The sequence below is a fragment of the Rhizobacter sp. LjRoot28 genome (assembly GCF_964253025.1).
In the GTDB taxonomy this organism is placed as follows: Bacteria; Pseudomonadota; Gammaproteobacteria; order Burkholderiales; family Burkholderiaceae_C; genus Rhizobacter.
The window spans coordinates 3673833-3685976 of sequence record NZ_CAXUQC020000001.1 but is presented as its reverse complement, the minus strand read 5'-3'; the positions used below and the strand labels follow the sequence as shown (position 1 = coordinate 3685976).

Annotated in this window: 10 protein-coding genes; 2 read left to right on the top strand and 8 right to left on the bottom strand. The window is 67.7% G+C overall.

Going from position 1 to position 12144, the window contains the following annotated elements:
- Positions 1 to 89 precede the first annotated feature (89 nt).
- The 6 genes from malG to ACSQ2F_RS16805 all read right to left on the bottom strand — a co-directional run bounded on the left by malG (position 90) and on the right by ACSQ2F_RS16805 (position 8068).
- Entirely contained in the window at positions 90 to 980 is an 891-nt protein-coding gene (gene malG, locus ACSQ2F_RS16830; RefSeq protein WP_436024868.1) for a maltose ABC transporter permease MalG, read from the bottom strand.
- 12 nt (positions 981 to 992) lie between these two features.
- A complete protein-coding gene (gene malF / locus ACSQ2F_RS16825) occupies positions 993 to 2525 on the bottom strand; it encodes a maltose ABC transporter permease MalF (RefSeq protein ID WP_436024866.1) in 1533 nt (510 codons plus the stop codon).
- Positions 2526 to 2591: 66 nt separating this feature from the next.
- The gene (gene malE, locus ACSQ2F_RS16820; RefSeq protein ID WP_436024864.1) at positions 2592 to 3794 is read right to left on the bottom strand and encodes a maltose/maltodextrin ABC transporter substrate-binding protein MalE; all 1203 of its coding nucleotides are present in this window, start codon (positions 3792 to 3794) and stop codon (positions 2592 to 2594) included.
- A gap of 44 nt (positions 3795 to 3838) precedes the next feature.
- Positions 3839 to 4915, bottom strand: a complete 1077-nt coding sequence (locus tag ACSQ2F_RS16815) for an ABC transporter ATP-binding protein (protein ID WP_436024862.1) — start codon at positions 4913 to 4915, stop codon at positions 3839 to 3841.
- A gap of 19 nt (positions 4916 to 4934) precedes the next feature.
- Complete coding sequence (locus ACSQ2F_RS16810; protein WP_436024860.1) at positions 4935 to 6605, bottom strand: alpha-glucosidase; 1671 nt, start codon at positions 6603 to 6605, stop codon at positions 4935 to 4937.
- 197 nt (positions 6606 to 6802) lie between these two features.
- On the bottom strand, positions 6803 to 8068 hold the full coding sequence (locus tag ACSQ2F_RS16805) for a maltoporin (protein WP_436026853.1): 1266 nt from the start codon (positions 8066 to 8068) through the stop codon (positions 6803 to 6805).
- A 441-nt stretch (positions 8069 to 8509) separates the two neighbouring features.
- Between ACSQ2F_RS16805 and ACSQ2F_RS16800 the strand changes: the two genes are divergently transcribed.
- Together ACSQ2F_RS16800 and ACSQ2F_RS16795 are read left to right on the top strand one after the other, a co-directional pair.
- Entirely contained in the window at positions 8510 to 9493 is a 984-nt protein-coding gene (locus ACSQ2F_RS16800; protein ID WP_436026851.1) for a glucokinase, read from the top strand.
- A 63-nt stretch (positions 9494 to 9556) separates the two neighbouring features.
- Complete coding sequence (locus ACSQ2F_RS16795; protein ID WP_436024858.1) at positions 9557 to 10384, top strand: SHOCT domain-containing protein; 828 nt, start codon at positions 9557 to 9559, stop codon at positions 10382 to 10384.
- Positions 10385 to 10425: 41 nt separating this feature from the next.
- Here the strand turns inward: ACSQ2F_RS16795 and hexR are convergent, their stop codons facing one another.
- Positions 10426 to 11322: a transcriptional regulator HexR gene (hexR, locus tag ACSQ2F_RS16790; RefSeq protein ID WP_436024856.1), complete on the bottom strand. Its 897-nt coding sequence runs from the start codon at positions 11320 to 11322 to the stop codon at positions 10426 to 10428.
- 53 nt (positions 11323 to 11375) lie between these two features.
- Positions 11376 to 12095, bottom strand: coding sequence for a 6-phosphogluconolactonase (pgl, locus tag ACSQ2F_RS16785; protein ID WP_436024854.1), 720 nt, complete (start codon positions 12093 to 12095; stop codon positions 11376 to 11378).
- Between the last annotated feature and the right edge of the window lie 49 nt (positions 12096 to 12144).

Genomic DNA, 12144 nt, shown 5'->3' with positions numbered 1-12144 from the left:
CCTCCTGGGCGGGAAGTGAAGTGCGGAGGCCGCGGCCTCCACGGGAATGAAGCGGTGAACGACGCGGACAGCAGACAGGTGGCGGAGCGTCAGCCCTTGATGCCGCCGGCGGTGAGGCCGGAGATCATCCATTTCTGCGCCAGGATGAACACGACGGTGATGGGCAGGCCCGACAGGATCGCGGCGGCCGCGAAGTCGCCCCACAGGTAGCGCTGCTCGTACAGGAAGAGGTTGGAGCCCACGGCGAGCGTCAGCTTGGCCTGCTCGTGCAGCAGGATGGACGCCACCGGATACTCGATGATCGCGCCGATGAAGGCCAGCAGGAACACCACCATCAGGATGGGCACGGCCATCGGCAGCAACACCAGGCGGAAGGCCTGCCACGGCGTCGCACCGTCGACCGTCGCCGCCTCTTCGATCTCCACCGGGATGGTGTCGAAGTAGCCCTTGATCGTCCACACGTGCAGGGCGATGCCGCCCGAGTAGGCGAGCAGCAGGGACCAGTGGCTGTCGATGCCGAAGGCGGGGAACACATTGCCGATGCGGTCGAAGATGGCGTAGATGGCCACGAGCGCCAGGACCGAGGGGAACATCTGCATCAGCATCAGGCCGGTGAGCGAGGCCTGCTTGCCGCGGAACTTCATGCGGGCGAAGGCGTAGGCCGCCGTCGTCGACAGGAAGAGCGTCACGAAGGCGGTGAGGCCGGCCACCTTCACCGAGTTCCACAGCCAGGTGAGCACCGGGAAGTCGGGTCGCACCAGCCGGCCGTCTTCGGCGGTGTACGAGATGCCGAGCGCGAGCTTCCAGTGCTCGAGGCTGATCTGGTCGGGGATGATGCTGCCCGAGGCAAAGTTGCCCGGGCGCAGCGAGATCGACAGGATCATCAGGAACGGGAAGATCACCACCAGCACCAGGCTGATGAGGAAGAGGTGCGCCAGCACGACGCGCCAGCGGTGGGATTTGTCGACGACGATGGCCATGGGAGCTTCCTTTCAGCGCGACTCTTCGCGGGCGATCTTGGTGAAGCGCATCTGCACGAGCGAGATGACGGCCACCATGGCGAAGATGACGGTCGAGATCGCCGCGGCGAGGCCGAACTGCTGGCCCGAGTCCTCGAACGCGATGCGGTAGGTGTAGGACACCAGCAGGTCGGTGGTGCCGGCCGGCACGCTGGTGTCGAGGAAGTCGGGGCGGCCGCCCGTCAGCAGGGCGATCAGCACGAAGTTGTTGAAGTTGAACGCAAAGGCCGAGATGAGCAGCGGCGTGAGCGGCTTCATGATCAGCGGCAGGGTGATGCGGAAGAAGTTGGTCAGCGGGCCGGCGCCTGCCACGGCCGAGGCCTCGTAGAGGTCCGACGGGATGGCCTTGATGAGGCCCATGCACACCACCATCATGTACGGGTAGCCGAGCCACACGTTGACGATGAGCAGCATGATCTTGGCGAGCATCGGGTCCGAGAACCAGGCGGGGCGAATGCCGAACAGGGCTTCGAGGATCAGGTTGATCTCACCGAAGTTGTTGTTGAAGAGGCCCCGGAAGACCAGGATCGAGATGAAGCCCGGCACCGCGTAGGGCAGGAACAGCATGATCCGGTAGACGCCCTTGAACTTGAGCGCGTCCCAGTTGAAGAGCACCGCGAGCAGCATGCCGAGCGCCGCGGCGAACAGCACCGTGAGGGCCGAGAAGGTCACCGTCCACAGGAAGATGCGGATGAAGGGCTCGCTGAAGGCGCTGTCCGTGAAGATGCGGCGGTAGTTGTCGAAGCCGATGTTCACCTGGAAGCCGGGCTGCACGCGTTCGCCGCGCTGGTTCTCGTAGAACCCGGTCTCGAAGTTCGCGGTGAGCACGTCGCCGGTCTGCTGGTTGCGCAAGGTGCCGTCGCCCTGCGGCTCGTAGAGCGGCTGCACGGGCCCGAACTGGCGCAGGCCCGTCATGCGGATCTTGCGGCCGTCGGGCAGCACGAACGTGATCGCCTTGAGGGCGGCCTGGCGGCTGATCACCTCGCGCAGCTGGACCGGATCGCCCAGGTCGATGGGCACCTGGGCGGCGGGCTCGGCCGGCAGCTCCAGGGGCGTGGTGTTCTTGAGGGCCAGCGGCCCGGAGACGAATACCTTGTCCTCGCCTTCCTCGAACCGGGCGCGGAACTCGGCGCCGTCGGCATGGAGGGTGAAGCCCACGGCGCTGCCCTCGGCCTCGTAGGTTTCATCGACGAGGTACTGGGTGGCGCGGGCGAAGGTGAGCAGGTTCTTCGAGCTGTGGTTCGTGAAGCCGATGCCCATCGTGTAGATCATCGGGAACACGACGAAGATCAGCGCCGCGCCGATTCCCGGAAACAGGTAGCGGTAGGCGTACGCGCGCGAAGAGGTGTAGACCCAGCCCGCCAGCGCGGTGATGACGAGGATGGTGCCGGCCAGCAGCGTCTCGCCGGCGGCGTGCACCATCACCACGATGTACAGCGCGGCGATCAGGGCGGCGGTCAGCAGCGCGGGCGCAGTCCAGCGCGACAGGGTCATCTTCAGGCTCATGGCGGAAACGTTCAGGGTCGAAAACCCGCCGGCGCTCGTGGCGCCGGCGGGCAGGTCACGGCGGGATTACTTGGCAGCGATGCGCTTGGCAGCGCCGTCGAGCGCTTCCTTCGGCGACTGGCGGCCTTCGGTCATGTTCTGCAGTGCCGACTGCATGGACGACCAGAAGCGACCCATCTCCGGGTTGTTGGGCATCGGGGCGCCGTCCTGGGCGCTGGCCATCGTGGCCTGGATGTTCGGATTGCTCTTGAGCTCCGCATACAGGGCCTTGCTGGCCGGCGTGCCGAGCGGCACGTCGTCGTTGATCTGCTTCAGGCCGTTGACGCTCAGCATGTGGTTCTCGATGAACTCCACCGCGATGTCACGGTTTGGCGAGGCCTTGGAGATCATCGCGCCCAGCACGCCGACGAACGGGGCGGCCTTCTTGCCGGCCACCGTCGGAATCTTGGCCACGCCGTAGTCGATCTTGGCCTTCTTCAGGTTGTCCCACGACCACGGGCCGTTGATCATCATCGCGACCTTGCCCTGCGCCATGCCGGCTTCCATCTCGGCGTAGCCGGCGCCCTTGGTCATGACGCCATCCTTCACCATCTTGGCGATCAGCTCGGCGCCCTTCAGGGCGCCGGCGTTGTTGACGCCGGTGTCCGAGGCGTCATAGGTGCCGTCCGGACGGGCCTTGAACGCATAGCCACCGTTGGCCGCGAGCAGCGGCCAGGTGAAGTAGGTGTTGTTGTAGTCCCAGAGGATGGCCTTCTTGCCCTGGGCGGAGAGCTTCTTGTCGAGGGCGGCGATTTCCTCGAAGGTCTTGGGCGGGTTGGGCACCAGGGCCTTGTTGTAGACCAGGGCCACGGCCTCGATGGAGATCGGATAGCCCCAGGTCTTGCCGCCCGAGGTGAAGGCCTTCCAGGCCAGCGGGTCGACGTCGGCCTGGACCTTCTTGCCCGGGCTCACGGTCTGCAGCAGGCCGCCGGCGATCCACTCGCCGATGCGGTCATGCGGCCAGATCCAGATGTCAGGGCCCTTGCCGGCGGCCGCGGCCTGCTGGAACTTGCCCGGGGCATCCTCGGGGTGCTCGACGACCACCTGCACGCCGGTCTTCTTGGTGAACTCTTCGCCCACCTTGGCCAAGCCGTTGTAGCCCTTGTCGCCGTTGATCCAGATCAGCAGCTTGCCGGGTTCGGCCGCGTGGGCGGGCAAGGCCAGGCCACCACTCAGGGTCAGGGCCGCAGCGGCGGCCAGCAGGTGAATCTTCTGGCGTTGGATCTTCATCTTCGGTTCTCCTTCGGTGATTGCTCGGGGCAAGGGACAAACGGTCAGGGCAGGGTGATGCCCTGTTCGTCGAACAGGAAGCAGCGCGCCGGCGGCAGGACAAGCCACGCGGTGTCGCCGGTGTTGAGCGGGTTCTCGGGATCGGTGCGGATCGTCAGCGGCTCCGGGGCATTGCCGACGGTCACATGCAGGTAGGTCGAGTCGCCCAGGTGCTCGGCCAGTTGCACATGGGCCTGCACCGCGCCCTCGGTGCGCGTCGCGCTGGCCACGATGTGCTCGGGCCGGATGCCCACCGTGACCTTGGCGCCGACGGCGAGGCGGCCGCTGTCGGCGGTCACCGTGACGTTGCTGCCATCGGCCAGGCGCACCTGGCTCGGGCCGCTGAGGGTGCCCTCGATGAAGTTCATCTTCGGCGAGCCGATGAAGCCGGCCACGAAGCGGTTGACCGGGCGGTGGTAGAGCTCCATGGGCGTGCCGACCTGCTCGATGCGGCCGGCGCTCAGCACGACGATGCGGTTGGCGAGCGTCATGGCCTCGACCTGGTCGTGCGTCACGTACACCATGGTCGTCTGCAGCTCGCGGTGCAGCCGCGACAGCTCGACGCGCATCTGCACGCGCAGGGCCGCGTCGAGGTTCGACAACGGCTCGTCGAACAGGAACACGCCGGGCTTGCGCACGATGGCGCGGCCGATGGCCACCCGCTGGCGCTGGCCGCCGGACAGGGCCTTGGGCTTGCGGTCGAGCAGGTGCTCGATCTGCAGGATCTGCGCGGCGCGCGCCACGGCCGCCTTCATCGCGTCCTTGGTGAAGCCGGCCAGGCGCAGGCCGAAGGCCATGTTCTCGGCAACGCTCATGTGCGGGTAGAGCGCATAGCTCTGGAACACCATGGCGATGCCCCGCTTGGCCGGGGGCACCTCGTTGACCAGCTGGTCGCCGATCCACAGCTCGCCGGCGGTGATCTCCTCCAGGCCGGCGATGCAGCGCAGCAGCGTGGACTTGCCACAGCCCGACGGGCCGACGAAGACGACGAACTCGCCGTCCTGGATGTCGAGATCGATGCCATGCAGCGTCTCGACCTCGGCGTACGACTTGCGCAGTCCCTTGAGTTTCAGGTGTGCCATGGGTGTCTTTCGCGGCGGCTCAGGCCGTGATCTCGCCGAAGTAGAGGCCGTGGGCGGGCAGGGTGAAGCGGTTGCCGTCGCGCTGCCCCTGGAGCGCGACATCGAGCGGCGTCGTTGCCTGTGTCGAGGGCACGGTGAGGGTGAACTCCACCGGATCACGGCCCAGGTTGAACAGGCACAGCAAGGTCTTGCCCGGGCCACCATACTCCGGCGTGCGCACGAGCGCCAGCACGGGTTCTGGCGCGTCGAGGAATCGGATGTCGCCCGTCACCAGCGCGGGCTGCGTCTTGCGCCAGGCCAGGAGCCGGCGAACGAAGTTCAGCGGCGAGCGCGCGTCGGCCTCGTTCACGTCCACCGCGCGCGCCAGGTGCTCCGGCGGCACCGGCAGCCAGGGCTCCACCGGCTTGCCATGGCTGAAGCCGCCGTTCGGTTCCGCCTGACGCCAGGGCATCGGCGTGCGGCAGCCGTCGCGTCCCTTGAAGTCGGGCCAGAAGGTGATGCCGTAGGGGTCCTGGATCTTCTCGTAGGGAATGTCGACCTCGGTCAGGCCGAGTTCGTCGCCCTGCCACCAGCAGACGCTGCCGCGCAGGGACACCAGCATGGCGGCAGCCACCTTGATGTAGTCGGTGCTGGCGCCCGGCCCGCCCCAGCGGGTCAGCACGCGCGGCACGTCATGGTTGCCGAAGGACCAGCTGGCCCAGCCATCGTGCATCTGGGCCTCGAGCGCCTCGACTTCCGAGCGGATGTGGCGCGCCGAGTTGTCGGTGGTCAGAAGGTTGAAGCTGTAGGCCATGTGCAGCTTGTTGCCGTCACGGGTGTACGCGGCCATGGTCTTGAGCGAGTCGTCGTCGCCGATCTCGCCGACGCTCGCGGCGCCATATTCGTTGAGCAGGGTGCGGATGCGCTCGAGGAAGGGCAGGTTCTCGGGCTGCGTCTTGTCGTACAGATGGCGCTGCATGCCGTACGGGTTGCTCTCGCCCACACTGCGCGTGTCGCGCACCTCGGCCGGGGGGTTGTCGCGCAGCTGCAGGTCGTGGAAGTGGAAGATGCAGGCATCGAAGCGGAAGCCGTCCACGCCGCGGTCGAGCCAGAAGCGGATGTCCGACAGGATCTGCGCCTGGACTTCCGGGTTGTGGAAATTCAGGTCCGGCTGGCTGGTGAGGAAGTTGTGCAGGTAGTACTGGCGGCGGCGGGCGTCCCACTGCCAGGCCGAACCGCCGAACACGCTCAACCAGTTGTTGGGTGGCGTGCCGTCGGCCTTGGGGTCGGCCCAGACATACCAGTCGGCCTTCGGGTTGTCGCGGCTGCTGCGGCTCTCCTTGAACCAGGCGTGCTGGTCCGAGGTGTGCGAGAGCACCTGGTCGACCATGAGCTTCATGCCGAGTTCGTGGGTGCGGCCGATCAGGCGGTCGAAGTCGGCGAGGGTCCCGAACATCGGGTCGACGTCGCGGTAGTCCGCGATGTCGTAGCCGAAGTCCTTCATCGGCGAGCGGAAGAAGGGAGACACCCAGATGGCGTCCACGCCGAGGCTGGCGATATAGGGCAGGCGGTCGATGATGCCCGGCAGGTCGCCGATGCCGTCGCCGTTCTGGTCCGCGAAGCTGCGCGGATAGACCTGATAGATCACGGCACCGCGCCACCAGTTGGCGGCGGCGGTTGCGGAGGAGGGGGAAGTGGAAAGGGTATTCACGGCAGGGACTCGGGTCTGACGGTTCAACGGAACTGGTTCAAGGCCATGGGCGCGTGACGCGACGCCCATGGCCTTGAAGGCAGGCGCGGCGGCCGAAGCCGCCCGCCTGCCCTGGGCTGGAAAGTTCGGGGCCCGGCCGGCTGATGGCGCCTCGTGAGCACCATGCACCTCGCCGGCGGTCGATCAGCCCCGGGAAATCACCACCACGACTCGACCTGCACGCCGTAGGACATGCCATTCGTCTTGGTGCCGAACACGCCATTGGCCACGGTGCCGTTGGCCTCGTTCCACTTGGCGTAGGTCACGAAGCCACGGAACACCGGACGCGACCAGAAGCCCTTGGACAGCGCCAGCTGCGGTGCGATCGTGAACTTGGCGAGCTTGGCGGTCGCGCCGCCGCTCGTCTTGCCCTGGTCGTAACCGGCTTCCGCGGCGATGCTGAAGTTGTCGTTGAAGTTGTACTGCGGGCGGATGCCGGCGCTGGCCCAGGTCTGGTCCGTGCCGTCTTCCTTGTTCACCTTGCCGTACGACACGGTGGCCAGGCCGGTGATGTTGGTGCCGGCCAGGTCGAAGTAGAACTGGTCGTGGATGCGCCAGGAATTGTCGTTCTCGGCCGCTTCGGTGCCGCCCACATAGGTGGGAACGTAGCTCCAGTCGGCACCCAGGCCCGTGCCGATGATGAGGGCGAACTTGTTGAAGCCGCTGCCCAGGATGTTGCTCTGGGTGTGCTCGAGGAACAGCTGCGAGCCCTTGCCTTCGCTGCCGTTCTCGGCCGCCGTGCTGCCGAAGTGGTACAGCAGCTCGCCTTCCAGCTTGCCGTTCGGGTTCACCGGAATGTCGTAGAGGCGGGCGCTGACGCGCTTGGACGTGACGTCGTTGCGGGCGTGGCCGTTGCCGGTGCCGCTGCCCGTGTTGCGCGAGTGGTAGGCGAGGGCGAACTTGACCGAGCTGCCGAAGGCGATGTCCTCGATGCCGGCGCCCGGGCCGCTGTTGCTCCAGTAGTAGTAGTCGTTGATGTGGATGTCGTGGCGGTTGTAGTAGCGCTTGCCCACCCAGATCTTGGCGTCCGAGAACATCTGGCTCTCGCCGAAGAAGCCACCGGCCTGGAAGAAGTTCTGGCGGCTGGCGATGTTGAAGTTGTCGCCGTCCGTGCCTTCGAAGTCGTTGGCGTTCTTTTCCTGCAGGGCGAGCATCAGGTTGTACTTGGCCCAGGCGCCATCGGCCTTGCCGAAGGGGGCCACGACCATGGCTTCGCCGTACGAGTCGCACTCGTTGCCCAGGCGGTACTTCGCCTGGATGGGGGAGGCACCCTGGAAGCACTGCAGGCCGCCGCCCTCGCTGGTGGAGCCCACTTGCGTGCGCATGTAGCCGTGGAATTCCACGCTCTGGGCAGACGCGCTCGGCGCTGCGAATGCGCCGGCCGCGGCAGCCGCCACGGCCAACATCTTGAATTTCTTGATCATCACGGAGGGACTCCTCGTCTAGTTGCTGCTCGGAACCGACCCAGGCCTCAGCGGGCCCTTGTGTGTCGGCGGTTGGGGGAAGCGGTAGGCCGGCACGACGACAGCGGCAGCACGGCGGCCGGCAGCGCTGAAGCAGCGCGAGGCGGGCAGGCGGTGGTGCGGGGCGGAGGTCGGCATCTCGGCGGTGTTCTGGAGGAGCGGAGCGGCGTAGCTTGACTACAGACGAACGGAGCTCATTTGGATTGGGGGCGACTTTAGGCGGCGAACTGAATCGTGAAACAGCGGGAATACCCTAGGTTTCAGCCGCGCAAAACCCTGATGGCGTTTGCAGCAGGTGCCTGTCTGTGGACTACGCCAAAGCCATCGCATACGATGCGCGGATGTAGTCTGAATACAAGTGCAGTCCCCGAAGCGGGCGCCGCACGACACCTTTTCTCAGGGATGCTTCACTTGAACCAGGAATCCACTTATCCGCGCCTGCTCGGCGACATCGGTGGCACCAACGCACGGTTTGCCTGGCAGGCTGCTGCCGGCGCACCGCTGACGGACGTCGCGACCTACCCGTGCGCGGCCTACCCCACGGTGCTCGACGCCGTCGGCGAGTACCTCCGCGCGCACACCAAGCCGGCGCCCCGCTGGTCGGCGGTCGGCATCGCGAACCCCATCACCGGCGACCGGGTGCAGATGACCAACCACAACTGGTCCTTCTCCATTTCGGATGTGCGTGACCGGCTTGGTCTCGACCGCTTCCTGCTCATCAACGACTTCACCGCGCTTGCCCTGTCCTTGCCCGCGCTGTCGGCCGAGGAGCTGCGGCAGGTCGGCGGCGGTGCGCCGGTTCCCCATGCGGCTGTGGCGCTGCTCGGCCCCGGCACGGGGCTCGGTGTTTCCGGCCTCGTCCACTCGGCGGACGGCAAGCTCAGTGTCCCGCTCAACGGCGAAGGCGGGCATGTCACGCTCGGTGGGACCAACGCACGCGAAGACGCGGTGATCGCCGTGCTGCGCGAGCGCTTCGGCCATGCGTCGGCCGAGCGAGCCTTGTCCGGCCCTGGTCTGGTCAACCTCTACGAGGCCCTGTGCACGCTCGACGGCATTGCTGCGGCGCCGATGACCGCCGCCGCGGTGACGGCTGCGGCCGCAAGCGGCAGCGACTCCCGAGCGGTGGAGGCCGAGGGGATGTTCTTCTCCTTGCTTGGCACGGTCGCAGGCAACCTGGCACTGTCGCTCGGAGCCCGAGGTGGTGTGTACATTGGCGGGGGCATCGTCCCGCGGCTGGGCAGTCGCATCGACGCTTCCGCGTTCCGTTCGCGCTTCGAGCAGAAGGGGCGTTTCCAGGCCTACCTCGCCGCCATTCCGGTGTTCGTGGTGACGGCCGAGGTCTCGCCCGCGCTGGTCGGCGCCGCCCGGGCGCTCGACGTGCTCTGAGTCGGCGTGGCCCGGCGCATTCCATTCCTTGACCCTCACCTTTTTCTGCAGGAGAAGCGGCACATGTTGAAGACCCCGTTCCGGTACACCCGCGGCACGGCCGCCCTGGCCCTGGCCATGGCGCTGTCCTTTCCCGCCGCGGCGCAGAAGCCGCTCGAGTTCCTCTTCGGCGGCATGCCGCCCAAAGAGGCCAAGGGCGAGAAGCTGGTGTTCCGCATCAACGAGCTGAGTGCCATCCAGTTGGTGCCGCGTGAGACGGGCAGCACGCCCAACCAGCACCCGGCGCGCGTGGCGCCCGACGTTCTGCGGCAGCAACTCGCCGGCCTGCGCGTGGTGACGGAGAAGGGCAACGTCGAGCCGCTCTTCGGGGAATCCGAAGCGCAGGACATCGCCGAGCCTTTGGCCAATGCGCTGGCCGCCGCCGGTCCGGAGCAGGACCTGCTGCTGCTCTCGAGTTCGCGTCGCGACGGCGCCTTCCTCACCCCGCCGGTCGGGCTGACGGCCCGGTTGTTCGTGGCCGGTGAGCGCTTGAACGTGCTCGTGCAGGATGCGCGCGTGGACTACTACGGCCGCTGGCGCGGCACGCACATCCGTCCTGAATTCACCTTCGGTTCCCGTCAATCGGCGGGCAAGGCTCGCCTGCAGGCGCAAGGCGGCACGCTGCAACGCAGCGACTGGGCGGTGCTGCCGCTCGTGGCGGTGGCCACACCGGCGCCGGCCTCCACCGCGATGCCGGCGGTGACCGCAGCTCCGGCGGCCCAGCCCATGGCGCCGACCCCGGCCGTCGATGCGGAATCGCGCCTGCGGACCCTCAAGCGCCTGCGCGACACCGGCCTCATCACCGAGGACGAGTACCAGCAGAAGCGCGGCGAAATCCTGAAGTCGCTGTGAGTTCCGGGGCCGCGCCTGTGCACGAGGTGCGGCCTTCGGTGTCAGGACTCCGGGGTGCGCTTTTCCTGCAGCACTTCCTTGGAGCGCCGGAGCTGGCCGACAAGGGCCGGTCCGCGTGCAAGGGCCACCGATACCGCCAGGACATCGAGCACCGCGAGGTGGGCGAGGCGGGAGGTCATGGGGGCGTACACGTCGGGATCCTCGGGAACGTCCACGTTGAGCGAGAACTCGCACGCCTGAGCCACGGGCGACCCGGGCACGGTGATCCCGATGGCGGTCGCGCCGGCCTCCCGGGCGATCTCGATGCTGCGGATGATGTCGCGCGTGCGCCCGCTTCCCGAGATGGCCACGAGCACGTCGCCCGCCCGCAGCATCGAGGCCGACATGGCCTGCACATGGGTGTCGGAGTGGGCGGCCGTGGGCACGCCCAGGCGGAAGAACTTGTGCTGTGCATCGAGCGCGACGATGCCGGAGTTGCCGACCCCGTAGAACTCGATTCGGCGCGCCTCGGCCAGCGCCTGCACCGCGCGGTTCAAGGAGGCCGGGTCGAGGTGGTTGCGCACCGTCACCAGCGCCGCGATGGCACGGTCGAACACCTTGGCGCCCACCTCGGCCGTGGAGTCCTGGGCATTCACGTCATGGTGGATGTAGGGCAGGCCGGTCGCCAGGCTCTTGGCCAGTCGCAGCTTGAACTCACGCAGGCCCGAGAAGCCGAGCGCGGTGCAGAAGCGGGCAATCGTGGGCTGGCTGACGCCGGCTCGCGCCGCCAACTCGGAGAACGACAGGTCGATGACGTCGTTCGGGTGCGCGAGCACGTAGTCGGCGGCGCGCTGCTCGGACGGGCGCAGCTGCCCGCGCGCGGACTCGATCCGCTGCAGCAGGGTGGCGGAGGCCGGCGGCGATGCAGCGGCGGTTCGGGTGCGGGCGGGGCGGGACATCGGTGCGGTGCTCGGGAGTCGCGCCCGGCGGGCGCGGCAAGGGGTTCTCGGGTTCAGGGGCTCCAGTACATCCTAAGGGGTTGGCGGCGGTGCTGGAGCAGATGATCGATCGGCAGCGGCGCATCGCGTCGTGCATCGCGCGCTTCGCGCGACAGCAAGGCCGCCTTCGCCGGTCCGCTGGCCAGCAGCGTGAGGTGCCCTGCACCGAGGAGCGCCGCCAGGTTCATGCCGAGGCGAGCGTGGGGCGCGGTGGGTGGCTCGATCGCGACCAGCGACGCAGGCGCCGAGGGATCGAGCGCTGCTGCCAGCCCCGGGGCGCGCGGGAAGAGCGAGGCGATGTGGCCGTCCTCGCCCATGCCGAGCACGACGGCGTCGGCGCCGGCCAGCATCGGCTGCAGCGCCCGGTTGCGGTCGGCGACCGCTTCGGCAGGGTGGTCCGCACGCGTCTTGAGCGGCACGAAGTTGGCGCCGGCAGCGTGCCGGGTCAGCAGTCGCTCGCGCAGGAAGCGCTCATTGCTGTCGCCGGAGGCCGGATCCACCCAGCGTTCGTCGACCAGCGTGAGCATGACGCCCGGCCAGTCCAGCCGCGAGCGCGACAGCTCGTCGAAGAGCAGGCCGGGGCTGCGGCCGCCGGAGACCGCGAGCGTCGCGCTGCCTCGGCGGTCGAGCGCCGTCGCCAGCTGGCGGACCAGATCGTGGGCCAGGGCCTGGGCGGCCTGGAGGGGGTTCTCGAAGACGAGGAGTTCCGGCTCGTTCGGTGCGGGAGTGAGCATGGGCAAGGTCCGGTAGTTTCTCTACAGAATGGGCGGTGGCGACGGCATC